Origin of the sequence: Pantoea sp. PSNIH1, assembly GCF_007680655.1 — a bacterium.
In the GTDB taxonomy this organism is placed as follows: Bacteria; Pseudomonadota; Gammaproteobacteria; order Enterobacterales; family Enterobacteriaceae; genus Pantoea; species Pantoea eucrina.
Map to the genome: position 1 here is coordinate 260,380 of NZ_VEIP01000004.1, position 15,134 is coordinate 275,513.

The window sequence follows — 15,134 nt, forward strand, 5'->3', positions numbered from 1 at the left end:
AACCTTTTATTATTCATGTGGTTAGAGAGAAGGGAAGGCTCTGGTCCGATGTTAGTGACGGATTGTTTCTGAATGGACATAAATTTTGTAGTATCTTTTTAGCGGTATGAAAAGCCCTTTCTCCAGATGTAAACTGACCCGGCGACCGCAAATATGAACAAAGCAGATGATAGTGAATGGGTAGACATAGTAATAGGCGAGGCAGTAATGGCTCTGTTCAGTGAGGAGTTACCCGTCTCTTATGATGCTTTGCTCAGCAAATTGCAGGAGATGCTGGCAGCAGAGAAGAGCGCCGCAAAAATCCGTTCACTGTTTTTTGCCATCCGGGAAATTCAGGGAGCAGAGCACCCGGCGATCAACGTGGCATCAAATGAACAGACTTTGCACTAAACGTTGAGGCGTACCGCTCCGTCATGACTTATTGCTTTCTGGCTGTCAGGGCGCGCGCCGCGCTCGCGTAGATCTCTTTCATCCCATCCAGCGCCTCTTTTTCCTGCTGGCGCAGACGCGTCAGAATGTTATCCGTACTCAAAGGCTGCCCTGATTTACGTAAAAACGAAACGGCGCGCCCGATGACGGCATGAATAGCACTGTTGTTATCCAAAACGCTGAGTTTCACGCTTTATCCCTCTGCCTGGTTTTCTGATATTCATGGCTGCCACTACATACTCTGCACAGATCAATTCCTGAGCAGAGCGCTTCTTATTTGCGCTCAGGGCAGTGCCCGATGCAGCTTCTCCCGCAGGGCTGCCACTCTTACGGTAAGATCGTGCAACTCTTCATAGGGGGTATCCATTACCGATATCATATCGGCGGGCACGCCGGCGGCTTTGCTTTTAAGCTGCAGCCCTTCATGCGTCAGAAAAATGCGTACCCGGCGTTCGTCTCCTCCCGCATCACGTTTGCGCAAAATAAAACCGGCCGCTTCAAGTCTCTTCAGCAGCTGGCTGAGCGTGCCGGAGTCCAGCCGCACACGTGCGCCAACCTCCGATACTGTCACCTCATCTTTTTCCCACAGCGCCAGTAAAACCAGATACTGGGGATAGGTAAGCCCAAGCGGTTTTAGTCTGGACTGATAAAGCTTGGTCATCGCCAGCGATGCAGAGTAGAGCGCAAAACAGAGAAACTGGTCGACGGTGACCGGTGCATCAGAAAGCGCACCATCATGCTCACCGCTTTGATCATTTATATCAGTACACATTCACAATCCATTTTAGTGAGCTGGCCGGCAGGGAAAACGCACGCTGCGTCCGGGCAGCCACAAGTATTGAATCAAATTAAATTGATGTCAATGTAACCTGGCACAAACGCTGTCGCCGTCGCGGGTCTGGCAAACTGGCCTATGCTTACAGCCGGAGGCCGATATGTGTGGACGATTCGCGCAGTACAGCAGCAGAGATGACTATTTTATGGCGCTGGGTATTGCGCCGGACGAAATCCAGTACGATCCGTTGCCTATCGGGCGCTACAACGTTGCGCCTGGTACCCGGGTATTACTGCTCAGCGAACGCGAAGAGGCGCTGCAGCTGGATCCGGTCTACTGGGGATATGGACCAGAGTGGTGGCATAAGCAGCCTTTGATTAATGCCCGCAGCGAAACCGCGGCCAGCGGCCGGATGTTTAAGCCTCTCTGGGAACAGGGCCGGGCGATAGTGCCGGCTGATGGCTGGTTTGAGTGGAAAAAAGAGAAGGGGAGAAAACAGCCGTTCTTTATTTATCACCAGCGTAAAACGCCGCTGTTTTTTGCTGCCATCGGTAAGGCGCCGTTTAATCACGTTCAGGGGCATGAAGGCTTTGTCATCGTGACCGCCGCCAGCAATAAAGGCATGGTCGATATCCACGATCGCCGCCCGCTGGTTCTGACCGCAGAAGGCGTTCATGAATGGCTGAGCAGCAGCACCTCTGCGCGTCGCGCGCAAGAGATTGCTCATGAAGCTGCTGAGCCGGAAGAGGCATTCTGCTGGCATGCGGTGACCACGCGGGTAGGCAGCGTACGTCAGCAGGATGCTGAGCTGATTGAAGAGATCGTGCCGGAAAAGTAGTGGCTGATACATTTTATCTATTGAAATGAAAACCGGTGTCCGGTTGCAGCCAGCGGTATGCCATTCAATAATCGAAGCATGACAACTTATCGCGTTAGAGTCGGGTATCATAACCCGTCAGCCCTGACTTTCAGGCAACTTGATGAACTGCTGGAGCCGCAGCGTTTCTGGCGTACTGCTACTCACACCAGTCGCTTCCGGTACTATATGGAGTATGAGTATGAATCTGACGTACGTGACCTGTGCGCAGTCTGCGCGCTGGCTTACTCTCAGGCCTGCCGCGTGCGGCGGTGTCCGCTGGTATTGGTTGAGGAAGTGTCTGCCGCTGTGACGCAATAAGTTGTGCGTACCGATGTTCTCTGCGGCACAACAGGCGCAGCGGCATTCAGAATTGGCTCAGTGAGCCAGGCCGTTTTTTCACCTACGCTTCTTTCTGTATTTATTCACAGAGGAAGCATAAATGACGAACGAACTCAGCAGGAAACCCGTTGCCGATCGTGCCGAGGCAGACGCATTTTTCCCCTCCGACTACTCGCGCGATCGGTTTACCTCTCCTCTATCCGATCTGGAGGGCGCAGACTATCCGGCGCCCGGCGACGGAAGCAAAAAAATTCTGGTCCTGTGTGCTGATGAACGCTATCTGCCGCTGGATAACGATACGCTGTTCTCAACCGGCAATCATCCGGTGGAAACGCTGCTGCCGATGTATCACCTGCATCAGGCGGGCTTCGGTATCGACATTGCAACGCTCTCTGGTCAGATGGCAAAGTTTGAACACTGGGCCATGCCCGGACAGGATGAAGCGGTATTACAGTTCTATCAGCGCTACCAGTCAGCCTTCCGCTCTCCGCTCAGGCTGGCAGATGTGTTAGCGTCCCTCTCTCCTCATAGCGACTACGCGGCAGTGTTTATCCCGGGCGGGCATGGCGCGCTGATCGGCTTACCGGAGAGTAAAGAGGTGGCGACATTGCTTCGCTGGACGCTGGAAAACGACCGCTATCTGATCTCACTCTGTCACGGCCCGGCGGCGTTTCTTTCACTCGCCGGGTCCGACAATCCGCTGGCTGGCTATGAAATCTGTGCTTTCCCTGATGCCATTGATAAGCAGACGCCGGACATAGGCTATATGCCAGGCCATCTTACCTGGTACTTCGGTGAGAAGCTGCGCGCAATGGGTCTTCATATTATCAATGAAGATATCAAAGGTACGGTACATCGCGATCGCAATGTTATAACGGGCGACAGCCCTTATGCTGCAAATGCGTTAGGCAAACTTGCTGCAGAAACGTTGCTGAAAGCTTACGGTTAAGGCGTCTGATTTCCCAGGCCCTGACAGGCATCTTTGTCAGGGCTGATATTTCTTCCTGATTAAAATTTAAATCGTAAACGTATTTCTCTGTTTCATTTTTTATAAAAAATAAGCTGTTTATCGGCGAGGTTAGCTAAAACTTTAGCACTTTATTATAATATAAGCTTTTCCGATATATAACGAGCCAGGGTGTTTTTGACATACCTGCTTTAACTTTTATCTTGTTGTTATTAAATGATTTATGTTTATTTGGCTTTGGCAGTTACGCAAGAATATATCGTCAATACACTTCCTGTAAAATAACCCTGAGCAATCTATAATTTTTCACTTCATCAGTGCCTGCAATAACCGGCAGGCCCGGATGCAGAGTGGCTATCTCATGGATGAGCAGATTGCACCGTTTAATAACAATAATTTTTATTCAGAATTGCTCACTTAAGGCTCACCCAGGAATATTGCATGAAAAAGATACTTAACACGATTAGTTTGCCAGCGAAGTTTATTTTGCTGGGACTGTTTGCTCTCGGGCTGTTTATATTTCCAACCTGTCTGTTTATTCAAAGCGGGAACCAGGCCATTGATGCAAAAAAGCTTGAGCTTACCGGCATACCGGTTGAAAAGAAGATGCTGTCACTGATTAACCTGGTCCAGCGCCATCGGGCAGAAAGCGCTATTGCTATTGCGAGTGACGATCCAGCCCGAGCGTCACGCGTGGCGCTGGCAGAGGAGGCCGATGCGCTCTACAGCGGTGTAGTGACTGTACTGGGCGATAACGCGGAGGCTGCGCAACCGCTGGCGCGTTTGAATAAAGCTGACGGCGAGTGGAAAAAACTGCAGGCAGAGTTGGGCAATAAGCAGCTTTCGCTGGAAGCGAGCCTCAGCCAGCACGCCAGTCTGATTCAGACATTGTTAATAGCCAATCAGGACATCCTGGATTTTTACGGCTTGTCACTGGACAGCGACTTAAATACTTATCAGCTTATTGTCAGCATTTTCAACCGGTTGCCGCTATTAACAGAAACCCTCGGGCAGATCAGAGCAAGCGGCACATCGCTGATTGCGTCTGGCATGGGCGCATCAGAGGCAACGCTCAGCCAGATGGACTTCCGGCTGCAAAACGGCAACGTAGCGCTGGAGCAGTTCAGCAACAATATGGATAAAGTTTTTACTATTGAACCGGCGCTAAAAGCGCTGTTTGCCAGCGGAGAGACCACCGCCGTGCAGCAGGCGCAGGATGCACTGGCGCTGGCCAATACTGTTTTTGTATCCAAAACCAAAACCGTCACGCCGGCAGAATATGTCCGGGTATTCACTGAGGCGATCAATCAATTTGCCACACTGGGAACACAGAGCGCCGATCGGCTTTCGGTTATGCTTAGCCAGCAGATTGATGCACGCCGTCATGCGCAATATAGCCTGCTGGGCGTACTGTTCGCGGTGGCGTTACTGGCTGTCTGGGTTGCCGTTATGATATCCCGCTCGATTACGCGCCCGGTGGAAGAAGCCGTTAATGCTGCCCGTCGCGTGGCAGAGGGCGACCTGACGTGTCCGGTTAACATTACCGGCAGCAATGAAATGGGGCAGCTGCTGCAATCATTGCAGTATATGCAGCAGCATCTTGCCGGGCTGGTCTCAGATATCAAGGAGAGCGCGCTGACGATCGCTTCATCCTCTGAAGAGATCGCAAACGGCAATGGAAATCTCTCAGCCCGGACTGAAGAGCAGGCCGCATCGCTGGCAGAGACCGCCGCCAGCATGGAGCAGATGGCATCCATTATCAGTCAGAATGCTGAAAATACCCATCACGCCACGACCATGGCAGAAGCGGCAACGCAGGCTTCATCGCTCAGCGGAGAGGCGATGTCGTCAGTGATGGACACCATGGGGCGTATCCGGGGCAGCTCGGCCAAAATTGAAGAGATCACCAGCGTTATCGACAGTATCGCTTTCCAGACAAACATTCTGGCCCTCAATGCGGCAGTAGAGGCAGCCAGAGCAGGGGAATCGGGTAAAGGCTTTGCCGTGGTCGCAGCAGAAGTGCGCTCGCTGGCACAGCGTTCCGCTTCTGCTGCCAAAGAGATTAAAGAGCTGATTGCGCACTCGGTCAGCCACGCCGAAGAGGGAATGGTGATGGCCAGAAATGCCGGTGACAAAGTGAAACAGAGCGTAGACGCTATCGGGCAGACAGCGCAGCTTATCCGCGATATCTCTGCCTCCTCTCAGGAGCAGAGCAGCGGGATTTCGCAAATTAATATCGCAGTAAACCAGATGGATCAGGTGACACAGCAGAACGCAGCGCTGGTTGAAGAGTCAGCCTCTTCAGCAGGCGATCTCGCAGAACGCGCCTCGCGTCTGCGTCAGCTGGTGGCTGTTTTCCACACGGCGTAATCTTTGCGACGATGCGGGCGCGTCCCGCATCTGCTCGCGCAGTAAAAAAGCAGAGAATCGTTGCGAACCAACACGATTTGTCAAAAAACTTGTCTGCAGCGGATTACAATCCCACCCCGTTTCGCTTATTTACTGCGCTTCTGTATGATTCTGAAAAAAGGCGATTTTGTGCACTTTTGCTGGTTTTTACTGGAAACGTAGCTTTAATATTGACAGTAATTCAGCCAGATTATTTCAGACAGGATTATACGTAGCTGCCGCCGGCTGATAAAGTAGACAGGTACACTCACGTAAACTGGAGTATTTAATGCTAACCACAATCATTTACCGTAGCCACATCTCTGCGGATGTGCCCGTGAAAATTTTGCCGGGTATGGTTGAGAAGGCGAGTCTCCTGAATGAGTCACACCAGGTTACCGGTATTCTGCTCTTTAACGGTACACATTTCTTTCAGATCCTTGAGGGACCTGAAGAGGGTGTTATGACGATCTACAATCGCATCTGTGCTGACCGTCGTCATCACAATGTGGTTGAACTTATGCGTGACTACTCCCCTTATCGCCGTTTCGGTAATTCCGGGATGGAGCTGTTTGACCTGCGCGAACATGACCAGTCAACCGTACTTCAGGCGGTACTGGATCGCGGTACTTCACGCTTCCGGCTGACCTATGACGATCGGGGCCTGCAGTTCCTGCGCACGTTTGTTGAATCGCGGGAAAAAGAAAACTATTTCGAAGTGCTGCCTGCCGATCTGTGGGATTTTATTCCCGACATGACGGGATCGCTTCAGGAAGAGCACGGCATTCATTTCCGCCCGGTTGTGGATCCACTCGGCCGCGAGATCACCGCACTGGAGGCTATTTCCGATAGTCCGGAGAGCGCAGGTAAAGATGAAGATAAGTATATTGCTAATCTGAACGCCGTACGCATGGCGCTGATGAAGGCGGGCAAAGCCTGTCCGGATGGCATGACGCTCTATCTGACTATTCTGCCTATGACGCTGGTTGCGGTGCCTAACGCGGTTGACACTATCACGGACGCCATTAAAAACGCCGGACTGGTGCCGGAACAGATTATTCTGGGCGTCAGTGAAACGGAAGTTATCCCGGGCCTGAATGATTTTACCGAAGCGGTTAAGCAGCTAAAACAGGCAGGCATCAGCCTGTCGATTGATAACTTTGGTGACGGCTCTGCCGGGCTTTCACTGCTGACTCATGTGCAGCCCGATCGCGTGCGTATTGCTTCCGGAATTATTCGCGATGTTCATCGCAGTGGTCCAAAGCAGGCTGTCATTCAGGCTATTATCAAATGCTGTTCAGCGCTCGAAATCAACGTCATCGCTTCTGGTATTGAACAGCCGGAAGAGTGGATGTGGCTTGAGGCTGCAGGTGTTATCGACTTCCAGGGCTCGCTCTTTACCCCGCAGGGCACATCCGTGTCATGGCCGGAATATCGCGCGGCGATGTAACGCTTACTCTTTCACTATCAGTATCAGTCTGACCGACCGGCACATCAAAAGCCGGTCGGTTGTTTTTTGTCATACCCTTTCCGGCTCTGCTCTTTTTTCAACCAGAAAAGATCTTTTCTGACAGCACTACTGCGATAAATATGTGAAATTTATAAGAAACGCTCAGGCTCGCTGCGGTTCAGGGTTACACACTAAAATTCTGTGGTAAACTTTGCGCCCCCGAACCTGCAGGCGGACACATCATGAAAAAAGAATTTGAAGAAAAGATGACGGAAATTTTGATCGGTGAGGCGGTTACTGACTTACTTGATGCTAATGCAGCCATTTCATGGACCGCTTTACTTGATCGTCTGCGCGCTGGTCTTGATAAAGAGACCGATGAGCATCGCATCCGTGCCGGATTGCGTGCTATCGACGAAGTCAGACGTGAAATGCAGGTTAGGGCGTCTGAAAAAGCGATCGGGACTGAATCTGATATACGGCCTGCACGCGGAAAAATGCATTAAAATTGATTTAAATCAAAGACTCTCTAAGGTCTGACGCTAAATTGTTTCCCGGGAACAATTTCTGTTAGACTGTATGCTTATCCACCTACGGACGGAGGTCATGTGAAAAATGACGCAGCCGCCGAAGATATCTACGCCGTTATTGGAACGGTTGTGGCGCGCCTTCTTAAGCCGGACCAGCATCTGACTCTGCATGAGATTACTACTGCACTGCATCACATGGGTGAGACAGCGACAGGGCAGGATGTTCGTGAGGCCTGCCGTAAAGCTGTCATTTTGCTTGCTCGTCAGATGCACTAACTAAAGCTCACGCAGTATTAACGATCAAACAACAGTCCAATCAGTGCCTGATAATGCTGCTCTTCTTCGGCGCTGGTTGCTGCTTCAAGACGACCAAGCAGTTTTGTGCATAACGCCTTACGGTTAAGGTTTTTGCCTGAGGTCAGAATTTCAACTACCAACTGTCCCAGCGTTTCCTGCTGGCTCAGAGTGGAAGCTTTGTTGAAATAGTTAGCGATGTCACTAGCGGATGATGGATGCTGTACCATATTCTGACGCATAGTTAGCCTCGTTGTAATAAGTAAGTTGTACTGACAGAGGTAAAGTTATACAACTAACTTTTACTTGTACAGCTTTTTCTGCCACTAATTTATCGCCTGCGATCTTTTCATTCTTATTTTTCTTTTATATCAAATAGTTAAATGAAATTTTTTTGAGTGAAAATTTTACTTCTTCTTTGTACAGCTTCTGCATTGAGACGTGTACAACGTGGTTGCGCTGATATTCTGCTAACTCTCTTCATCGTCACCTGAGGTAAAACGTATCGGTTTAGCCGATAACGCTGCCTGTTCATGACGTAGTGCCTGGGCCTGCCACTTTGTCTGAGTTTGGTGAATTCGCTCAGGCTGTACAAAATTTTTCAGCCAGCTTCTGGCATCGGCAATTTGTGCCAGACGCTCATCGTTCTCTTCTCTCTCTGCCATGCGACCCAGCTCTGCGATCAGGGCCTGAACGCTGATATCCCGATCGCCCAGTGCCAGATTGAGTGTCGCTTCGCCAATAATGACGTGACCTACTACCTTTTCATGAAATAACACTTCCGCTCTCCTCATCATAGTTTTGTAATGATTTTAAAGTGTAATGAGCAGCAATACTTCTACAATACGCTGTAAACGATCAGCTGAGTCCCGATGCAAAAAGTATTTGATGATTCTGAGATACAGGTTTGTAACGTACTGATAGCGCGCAGCATCATCTATTCATGCAGTGTAAACCGGTTAAAGGCAGAATAATCTTAAAAAATTTGAACGTTATTCATCGCTGTCTGTTTCAGCTCTGGCGCTTTTTCAGACGTTGCATGCCACTTTTTATAGCCCGCTGATTGCTGATGATTACAGCCTGGTCATGGGGGACAAACCTGAACCCGGTTAACAAAAGCCACGCTTTAGGACAATTGCCCGCTCTATACTCAGGCTTGGGTCTGCATTTATTCTGATAACTGCAACCCTGGCTGGCGTGCTCTGCTTTTACTCTATACGTGTGTTAAGCATGGCACGCGCTTACCTTATTAGCTTTATATCAGCAGAGTAAATTTTGCGCATGCAGGAGGGTGAGAGGTTAATGCTCCGGATTATCAGGAGTGAGGGGAAGGGTACTGATGATCACTCTGCGCAGCAGATGGCTGTCAGGCTGGCTGCCCCAGCAAAAGGTGATCCAGTGTTCACAAAATGCGTGCCAGTCAGAAACCGGCACCAGCGGTTTGTCGCGACGTGTCCCGTCCCACACATAGACATAGTGATCGCGATCGCGCAGTGCCCAGGCAATCATACTCTCCCACATCACCTTTGCCGCATTGGTCTGAGCGCTATCGGTAACAATAATTGAACGCGTATGCAGGAAATAACAAAAAAAGCGACGTGCCAGGCCATGCACCGCCTGTTCATGCTGCGGCTGACGCGTGCGCCAGACCATAATCTGAATGCAGGCGCGTAACGGCGAGGTAAAATCCTCTGTTTCTTCCAGCCTTACTGCATAGACCGTTTCAGGTTTCGGTTCCTGGGTAACCAGCCGGTATTGTTTATCCTCCGGACAGACATAGAGCGCATAGCCAAAGGGAATAATAAAGCCTGGCAGCGTAAATACGCGCGTCTTACCTGTAAGAAAAGCACAGGTATCGTCCCGGTTTGGCACTTCACGGCTCAGAATCTGATTAAAGTGCGTATCAGGTAAGGTGATGGGCATGTGGTTATCCGCTGTCGTACGTTCCAAAAGACCTCCCTGAAAACCGGAGTGGATTTGATCATCAGTTTGAATGAGTAATAAGCTGGTACAGCAGGAAAAAGTGTAGCCGGAGATAAGATTATAAGCGTCTGTTCAGATACGCCGTAGCAGGGCGGAGGTGTCGTCCATGACAGTTTCTCCGGCCGGTAAACGCTTGCGCGTAACCGATAAGGTTATCTTTATCGTCGTCTTCCAGCCGGAGCCGGATTACGTCCATAGGCGTCAGTTCTTTTCGTCGTTCAGGCTTGTCAGTGTCTGCAAATAGGGCACGTGCGGAACAACGTGCTCGGGTTTATCGAAACTTTTCAGCCAGCTTCTGGCCTCTGAGATCTCAATAAGACGGGCATCGCTGCCACCCGCATTTGCCATTGATTCGAGCTCATTAATCAGTGAACGAACGCTGATCTTTTTTTCGCTCAGTGCAAGGCTGAGTGCCGCTTCGCCGATAATGACATGACCTATCTCGTCGTGTTGAATAGACAAACAAACCTCCTTTACGATTGCATGATAACCTCACCACTTACTGTAGGCGTAACGGCAGAATTTGCCGGATATATTTTGAAATTTCCCAAATCAGCTAGCAGAATTTTTTGATCGAACGCTTTTTAGCCAATGAAAATTCTGCGGGCTTTCGCCAGCGACCCTTCTGAAATTCTGCAAAAAAAAGCCCGCGCAGGGCGGGCTAACAAAATGTTGAAGAGGATTTCTCTCGCTGAAAACGCATCCTGTGTGTTGTTTGCCAGAATAGGCTGGCTCATACACTATAGATGACAAACCATTTTAAATTGGGTTTTAGCTGTAAACCCGACGAAAATCTGCGTTGCTCATCGGACCAGCATAAAATAGGGCGATAAGCTAATCAGGCAGGCTATAAGCAGTTTACAGAAATGGATAACCGGGCCAGAGGTAAGCAGATAACAACAACCCGTGAAATTGACAAAAAAATGCCTCCGCGAGGAGGCAAGGTAGGAGTTACTCAGCTCAGTGCTTAGTTGGATTTCTCACTGAACACTATTAAGAATAGAGAAATTTGTCAGTTTTTCCGACTCGCTTAGCAAAAAATTATACATACAAAACTTATAGTTAGCATGATTACTGATTAAATATATGAATAATATGGCTTTAGTTTGTGATGAAATCGTTTTCTAAGAATTTACTTATATTTTCATTAACCTGCTCATATCACCCTTTCTAATCTTATTCTTCAGGTAGCGACTTTTCTGTGGGTGGATTTTTAACCAGACTCAGTACCGCACACCTTTTGCTTTCATATCTGAAGTGCGTCACCGACTGCAAACCAATACAAATATGCGCCTTAAAAGAGGCGTGATTGTCACTTTTGACAAAAAGCACAGGGTGACGCGTGCTCCATTGAGAGTCATCCTAAAACTTACGTTTCGCTTGATGACTGGCGAGAGCTTGCCAGGCTTAGGAGTGTCATTTCCATCAGATAAGGAGAAATCATGTCACGGTTTGCAGATAAAGTTGTCGTTATTACTGGTGCAGGCTCAGGTATTGGCGCTGCGTCAGCACAACGTTTTGCTGCTGAAGGGGCATCAGTAGTACTGGTGGGAAGAACTGAAGAGAAGCTGCAGAAAGTCAAAGAGGTTTTACCTGCCGGAAAACATCTTGTTGTTCCCTGTGATGTTTCAGATGCCGGGCAGGTCAGGCAGCTTAGTGAAAAGGTGAACCAGCATTACGGGCGCGCGGATGTACTGGTCAACAATGCGGGCAGTATCGTTCAGGGCAAGATCCATGAAGTCTCTCCTGATGACTGGAAAAAGCTGATGGGCACCGATCTGGATGGCGTCTATTACTGCACGCACTACTTTATGCCAGCCCTGCTGAAAACCAAAGGTAACGTTGTCAACATCTCTTCCGTATCCGGACTTGGTGGCGACTGGGGAATGAGCGTATATAACGCAGCCAAAGGCGCTGTGACCAACTTCACGCGCGCACTGGCGATGGACTATGGCTCAGACGGCGTCAGAGTCAATGCTATCTGTCCGGGATTTACGTTTACTGATTTAACGGAAAACGCAAAACAGGATGAGGAGCTGCTGGCACGCTTTTACGACCGCATTCCGCTACGCCGTGCGGGAGAGGCTGATGACATTGCGGGCGCAATTGTCTTTATTGCCAGCGATGATGCGCGCTATATCACGGGCGCTAACCTGCCGGTTGATGGCGGTTTAACGGCATCGAACGGTCAGCCAAAACAGGCCTGATAGCAGCAAAAAAGCCCGCGCAACTGCGCGGGCTTATCTTTGACGTCACACAAACTATGAGCGTGGGATCTCAGACACTTCTTTGACATCAGCTTTATTAATCTGCTGTTTAACGCCGTTGGCATCGACATAACCCAGCAGTCCTGATTCCGCTTCTTTTGGCTTACCATCGCTGACAATAGTACGACCATCATTAGTATGAATCGCATAGGTGGTGCGGGTGCAGCCGGTAAGGGCGGACAGGGCAATAATCGCTGCTACTGGAAGTAAAATAACTTTCTTCATTGTACTCTCCTTGATAGATGGATCAGTTATTCAGTTCACTCATGTTCGTGATTTGATCACGATTGATCTGCTCAGTTTTGCCGGTTTGCGCGTTTTCATACGATACCAGCCCGGTATCGCTATCTACCTGTGGTTTACCACTGGTAATAATGGTGCGGCCATCAGTCGTTTTAATCGCCTGGTTAGACGAGCAGCCGGTTACGGCTAAAAGAGATGTCAGGACTGCGGCAGCAACAACCATTTTTTTCATCATATTTCCCTATTTTCTGGACACGTTATAAGAGGAGCATAGTCCATAATTTCCGGGGGTGGTCTGACCTTGATGATTTTTTTGTGCAATTGATGCGGTGAACAGCAGGGGAGTACGGCCGTAGCGGAGCATATATTTTGCTATCCTTCCGGTGATGCCTGAGAAACAGATAAAGGCAGGCGAACCATCAGAAAAGAGACAGGCTTGTTAAGAAAATTTTGGCTAAAGAGAGGGCTCGCCACGGAGGCGCACTTTATAGCCCGCAGGAAAACGAGTATGCAGCGAGCTGACGCAGATAAAGTAAATAAATATTATCAGGCCGCTTCTGCACGCCCTAAAAGCAGATTGAAAAGATTCTCATAATGCATCTTCTCACTGGCATCTGTACATTTATCCAGCCGGGAAAGTAAAGCGATACAGAGCGCTTTGCGATTAAGAATTTTATCAGAACATAAAATATCTTTAACCATTTCACCCAGCAATTCAAATTCTGTGGACTGACGTATTCTGGCCTGCTCTTCAGCGCTGACTTTATCCATTACGGGAAGATAATGATTCTGGCACATAGTTCTCTCTTATTAATTTAACCGGCTGATGGATCGGCACTGAAGCACTATTAATTCATTTTCCTGGCCAGCAACCGAATAACTTTTTCGCACGCCTGCTGCATTTCAGGGCTGTCCGCTCGTAAGCCTGTTCGGTATAACGCGCCGATGATCTCCTGCAAAGAAAGCGTTTCACCCGGTTTTAAAATCTGTGTAATTACGTCACCCAGTAAAGCGTACATCGCTTCCGCATCTTCTGAATCGTCTTGCTGCACATAACCCCCGTCCATTTTTAAAATTGCTTAATGTTTGTAATATGTCAGGGACGCCTGTTACTGAAAATCGCGACGACAGCACAGTAGCTTAATTAGGAAATGCGTATTTCCTAATAGCGCAGCAGCGTTAATCCAGCAGGCGCAGCGCCATCTTAATAGTTTCTTCGCCATTAGTCACATCCTGAATTTTGCCCACTACGCGCATACCAAACGCAATACAGAGCAGTAAACCGGCAGTCGTATCGGCATCCAGATGACTTGCTATAGAACCATCAGCCTGGCCCTGCTGAATCAGCGACATCAGGAAAGCGCGGTTGCGCAGCACTGCCTGGCGTACCAGATGAGATAACTCTTCATCAAGCGTCTGCAGCTCCACGGTGCTGCCCACCACCAGACAGCCGCGCCGTCCCTCTATCTCGCTGGCGGAATCGAGATAGAACTGGAGTAGCTCAGCGACGCGTTCACGACCCGTAGAGAATGCGTTCAGACGTTCGCGCAGATCGGTATTGCGAATGGCAATGTAGCGCTCGAACACGCGCAGAAAAAGCGAGCGCTTGTCCTGAAAAGCTTTGTAGATACTCCCCGCAGTAAGCTGCATAGCATCACCAAGATCGGCAATAGAGGCAGCGTGAAACCCTTTCTGGCGGAAAATGATCATCGCATTATCAAGCGCAACATCAATATCAAAATTGCGCGGCCTGCCGCGTTCGCGGGGAGCTGTGGCAGAGGATTTTACTGGTGGCATTTTCAGCCCTTATGAAGCGATTATTTCCAAATTATCCCGGTTGCGTCCGGGCCGGTCAACGCCGGAGATTTGCGCTAGAGTTAAGTGGTTAAATTACATCGTATTGCGATAAATATTTCAGCCTTTGTGACAGGGGGATCAGCATGAAAGATGTCTTTATTGTGGGTGGTGCAGGAAAGATTGGTCGTGAGCTGGGTCAGCAGCTGACCCATGCCGGCGTGACGGCACGGGCGTTGTGTCGTACCGCTGAGCAGGAAGCCAGCCTGCAGCAGCAGGGTATCCAGGCTGTCAGAGGCGACCTGGTTGCCCTCGATGAACAGCAACTCACCGAACTGATGCAGGGATGTGGAGTCGTGGTCTTCACCGCTGGTGCCGGCGGAAAAGGCGGAGAGGCGATGACAAATGCCGTTGATGGCGACGGGCTGGCTAAGTCAGTTGCAGCCGCACAGCGGGCCGGTATTAAACGCTTTATTCTGGTCTCCGCCTTTCCGGAAGCGGGGCGTGGCAGGCAGCTTTCTGACACTTTTGAAAACTATATGCGCGTAAAAAAACAGGCCGACGTGGTTCTCGCCGCCAGCGCGCTTGAATGGGTTATTCTGCGTCCCGGCACGTTAACAGATGAGCCGGCAACCGGCAAAATCAGCGCCGGACCGGCAATTGCCTATGGCACGATTGCCCGTGCCGATGTTGCAGCCACCCTGGCGGCGCTGGTCCATCAGCCTGCCGTATCCCGCGTCATTATTGAGCTGACGGCGGGAGAGACACCCGTTGCAGAGGCGATAGACGCGCTGGTTTCACGCTAACCGGTTCAGC

General features: G+C 49.9%; 21 protein-coding genes. 10 read left to right on the forward strand and 11 right to left on the reverse strand.

Annotation, left to right across the window (positions count from 1 at the left end; translation table 11 throughout):
• The first annotated feature begins 153 nt into the window (after nucleotides 1-153).
• The gene (locus FS690_RS12670) at nucleotides 154-390 is read left to right on the forward strand and encodes a hypothetical protein (RefSeq protein WP_145339714.1); all 237 of its coding nucleotides are present in this window, start codon (nucleotides 154-156) and stop codon (nucleotides 388-390) included.
• A 28-nt stretch (nucleotides 391-418) separates the two neighbouring features.
• On the opposite strand, the gene FS690_RS18380 is transcribed toward FS690_RS12670, so the two are convergent.
• Both FS690_RS18380 and FS690_RS12675 read right to left on the reverse strand, forming a co-directional pair.
• Entirely contained in the window at nucleotides 419-619 is a 201-nt protein-coding gene (locus tag FS690_RS18380) for a hypothetical protein (protein WP_040113790.1), read from the reverse strand.
• 93 nt (nucleotides 620-712) lie between these two features.
• Nucleotides 713-1,201 (reverse strand): MarR family winged helix-turn-helix transcriptional regulator, encoded by a 489-nt coding sequence (locus tag FS690_RS12675; protein ID WP_040113792.1) that lies wholly within the window; start codon nucleotides 1,199-1,201, stop codon nucleotides 713-715.
• Between the two features lie 163 nt (nucleotides 1,202-1,364).
• On the opposite strand from FS690_RS12675, the gene FS690_RS12680 reads away from it, so the two are divergent.
• From FS690_RS12680 to FS690_RS12710, 7 genes are all read left to right on the forward strand, one after another.
• The gene (locus FS690_RS12680; RefSeq protein WP_104085746.1) at nucleotides 1,365-2,042 is read left to right on the forward strand and encodes an SOS response-associated peptidase family protein; all 678 of its coding nucleotides are present in this window, start codon (nucleotides 1,365-1,367) and stop codon (nucleotides 2,040-2,042) included.
• Between the two features lie 78 nt (nucleotides 2,043-2,120).
• On the forward strand, nucleotides 2,121-2,381 hold the full coding sequence (locus FS690_RS18535; protein WP_094110881.1) for a hypothetical protein: 261 nt from the start codon (nucleotides 2,121-2,123) through the stop codon (nucleotides 2,379-2,381).
• Between the two features lie 121 nt (nucleotides 2,382-2,502).
• Nucleotides 2,503-3,351 (forward strand): glyoxalase III HchA, encoded by an 849-nt coding sequence (gene hchA / locus FS690_RS12690; RefSeq protein ID WP_145339715.1) that lies wholly within the window; start codon nucleotides 2,503-2,505, stop codon nucleotides 3,349-3,351.
• A 459-nt stretch (nucleotides 3,352-3,810) separates the two neighbouring features.
• Complete coding sequence (locus FS690_RS12695; RefSeq protein WP_145339716.1) at nucleotides 3,811-5,739, forward strand: methyl-accepting chemotaxis protein; 1,929 nt, start codon at nucleotides 3,811-3,813, stop codon at nucleotides 5,737-5,739.
• A gap of 307 nt (nucleotides 5,740-6,046) precedes the next feature.
• On the forward strand, nucleotides 6,047-7,207 hold the full coding sequence (locus FS690_RS12700; RefSeq protein WP_145339717.1) for a diguanylate phosphodiesterase: 1,161 nt from the start codon (nucleotides 6,047-6,049) through the stop codon (nucleotides 7,205-7,207).
• A 242-nt stretch (nucleotides 7,208-7,449) separates the two neighbouring features.
• Nucleotides 7,450-7,713: a hypothetical protein gene (locus FS690_RS12705; protein WP_040113802.1), complete on the forward strand. Its 264-nt coding sequence runs from the start codon at nucleotides 7,450-7,452 to the stop codon at nucleotides 7,711-7,713.
• A 102-nt stretch (nucleotides 7,714-7,815) separates the two neighbouring features.
• The gene (locus tag FS690_RS12710) at nucleotides 7,816-8,013 is read left to right on the forward strand and encodes a hypothetical protein (protein ID WP_040113804.1); all 198 of its coding nucleotides are present in this window, start codon (nucleotides 7,816-7,818) and stop codon (nucleotides 8,011-8,013) included.
• A 17-nt stretch (nucleotides 8,014-8,030) separates the two neighbouring features.
• Here the strand turns inward: FS690_RS12710 and ycgZ are convergent, their stop codons facing one another.
• The 4 genes from ycgZ to FS690_RS12730 form a co-directional block, all read right to left on the reverse strand.
• On the reverse strand, nucleotides 8,031-8,273 hold the full coding sequence (gene ycgZ, locus FS690_RS12715; RefSeq protein ID WP_040113806.1) for a regulatory protein YcgZ: 243 nt from the start codon (nucleotides 8,271-8,273) through the stop codon (nucleotides 8,031-8,033).
• Nucleotides 8,274-8,501: 228 nt separating this feature from the next.
• Nucleotides 8,502-8,810 (reverse strand): hypothetical protein, encoded by a 309-nt coding sequence (locus FS690_RS12720; protein WP_186368990.1) that lies wholly within the window; start codon nucleotides 8,808-8,810, stop codon nucleotides 8,502-8,504.
• A gap of 520 nt (nucleotides 8,811-9,330) precedes the next feature.
• Nucleotides 9,331-9,981 (reverse strand): hypothetical protein, encoded by a 651-nt coding sequence (locus FS690_RS12725; protein ID WP_040113810.1) that lies wholly within the window; start codon nucleotides 9,979-9,981, stop codon nucleotides 9,331-9,333.
• A gap of 234 nt (nucleotides 9,982-10,215) precedes the next feature.
• Nucleotides 10,216-10,476: a hypothetical protein gene (locus FS690_RS12730; protein ID WP_071668134.1), complete on the reverse strand. Its 261-nt coding sequence runs from the start codon at nucleotides 10,474-10,476 to the stop codon at nucleotides 10,216-10,218.
• Nucleotides 10,477-11,456: 980 nt separating this feature from the next.
• Between FS690_RS12730 and FS690_RS12735 the strand changes: the two genes are divergently transcribed.
• Nucleotides 11,457-12,221, forward strand: coding sequence for an SDR family NAD(P)-dependent oxidoreductase (locus FS690_RS12735; protein ID WP_104085743.1), 765 nt, complete (start codon nucleotides 11,457-11,459; stop codon nucleotides 12,219-12,221).
• A gap of 54 nt (nucleotides 12,222-12,275) precedes the next feature.
• Here the strand turns inward: FS690_RS12735 and FS690_RS12740 are convergent, their stop codons facing one another.
• The 5 genes from FS690_RS12740 to FS690_RS12760 all read right to left on the reverse strand — a co-directional run bounded on the left by FS690_RS12740 (nucleotide 12,276) and on the right by FS690_RS12760 (nucleotide 14,321).
• The gene (locus FS690_RS12740; protein WP_040113814.1) at nucleotides 12,276-12,506 is read right to left on the reverse strand and encodes a YgdI/YgdR family lipoprotein; all 231 of its coding nucleotides are present in this window, start codon (nucleotides 12,504-12,506) and stop codon (nucleotides 12,276-12,278) included.
• A gap of 22 nt (nucleotides 12,507-12,528) precedes the next feature.
• Nucleotides 12,529-12,756 (reverse strand): YgdI/YgdR family lipoprotein, encoded by a 228-nt coding sequence (locus tag FS690_RS12745; RefSeq protein WP_175540442.1) that lies wholly within the window; start codon nucleotides 12,754-12,756, stop codon nucleotides 12,529-12,531.
• Nucleotides 12,757-13,070: 314 nt separating this feature from the next.
• Nucleotides 13,071-13,322 carry a hypothetical protein gene (locus tag FS690_RS12750; protein ID WP_071668136.1) on the reverse strand — a complete coding sequence of 84 codons (252 nt, stop codon included), beginning with the start codon at nucleotides 13,320-13,322 and terminating at the stop codon, nucleotides 13,071-13,073.
• A gap of 50 nt (nucleotides 13,323-13,372) precedes the next feature.
• Nucleotides 13,373-13,576, reverse strand: coding sequence for a hypothetical protein (locus FS690_RS12755; RefSeq protein ID WP_040113920.1), 204 nt, complete (start codon nucleotides 13,574-13,576; stop codon nucleotides 13,373-13,375).
• Between the two features lie 127 nt (nucleotides 13,577-13,703).
• Nucleotides 13,704-14,321 carry a TetR/AcrR family transcriptional regulator gene (locus FS690_RS12760; protein WP_040113820.1) on the reverse strand — a complete coding sequence of 206 codons (618 nt, stop codon included), beginning with the start codon at nucleotides 14,319-14,321 and terminating at the stop codon, nucleotides 13,704-13,706.
• Nucleotides 14,322-14,464: 143 nt separating this feature from the next.
• Here FS690_RS12760 and FS690_RS12765 point away from each other — a divergent pair, with 143 nt between their 5' ends.
• Nucleotides 14,465-15,124, forward strand: a complete 660-nt coding sequence (locus FS690_RS12765) for an NAD(P)-binding oxidoreductase (protein ID WP_145339718.1) — start codon at nucleotides 14,465-14,467, stop codon at nucleotides 15,122-15,124.
• Nucleotides 15,125-15,134: the final 10 nt, after the last annotated feature.

What these genes read in the sequence shown, in the direction of transcription:
- FS690_RS12750 (WP_071668136.1), bottom strand. Translation starts at nt 13,322, where the DNA reads ATGTGCCAGAATCATTATCTTCCCGTAATGGATAAAGTCAGCGCTGAA.
- FS690_RS12675 (WP_040113792.1), bottom strand. Translation starts at nt 1,201, where the DNA reads ATGTGTACTGATATAAATGATCAAAGCGGTGAGCATGATGGTGCGCTT.
- FS690_RS12695 (WP_145339716.1), top strand. Translation starts at nt 3,811, where the DNA reads ATGAAAAAGATACTTAACACGATTAGTTTGCCAGCGAAGTTTATTTTG.
- ycgZ (WP_040113806.1), bottom strand. Translation starts at nt 8,273, where the DNA reads ATGCGTCAGAATATGGTACAGCATCCATCATCCGCTAGTGACATCGCT.
- FS690_RS12670 (WP_145339714.1), top strand. Translation starts at nt 154, where the DNA reads ATGAACAAAGCAGATGATAGTGAATGGGTAGACATAGTAATAGGCGAG.
- hchA (WP_145339715.1), top strand. Translation starts at nt 2,503, where the DNA reads ATGACGAACGAACTCAGCAGGAAACCCGTTGCCGATCGTGCCGAGGCA.
- FS690_RS18535 (WP_094110881.1), top strand. Translation starts at nt 2,121, where the DNA reads ATGACAACTTATCGCGTTAGAGTCGGGTATCATAACCCGTCAGCCCTG.
- FS690_RS12700 (WP_145339717.1), top strand. Translation starts at nt 6,047, where the DNA reads ATGCTAACCACAATCATTTACCGTAGCCACATCTCTGCGGATGTGCCC.
- FS690_RS12760 (WP_040113820.1), bottom strand. Translation starts at nt 14,321, where the DNA reads ATGCCACCAGTAAAATCCTCTGCCACAGCTCCCCGCGAACGCGGCAGG.
- FS690_RS12735 (WP_104085743.1), top strand. Translation starts at nt 11,457, where the DNA reads ATGTCACGGTTTGCAGATAAAGTTGTCGTTATTACTGGTGCAGGCTCA.
- FS690_RS12765 (WP_145339718.1), top strand. Translation starts at nt 14,465, where the DNA reads ATGAAAGATGTCTTTATTGTGGGTGGTGCAGGAAAGATTGGTCGTGAG.
- FS690_RS12740 (WP_040113814.1), bottom strand. Translation starts at nt 12,506, where the DNA reads ATGAAGAAAGTTATTTTACTTCCAGTAGCAGCGATTATTGCCCTGTCC.
- FS690_RS12680 (WP_104085746.1), top strand. Translation starts at nt 1,365, where the DNA reads ATGTGTGGACGATTCGCGCAGTACAGCAGCAGAGATGACTATTTTATG.
- FS690_RS12705 (WP_040113802.1), top strand. Translation starts at nt 7,450, where the DNA reads ATGAAAAAAGAATTTGAAGAAAAGATGACGGAAATTTTGATCGGTGAG.
- FS690_RS12745 (WP_175540442.1), bottom strand. Translation starts at nt 12,756, where the DNA reads ATGAAAAAAATGGTTGTTGCTGCCGCAGTCCTGACATCTCTTTTAGCC.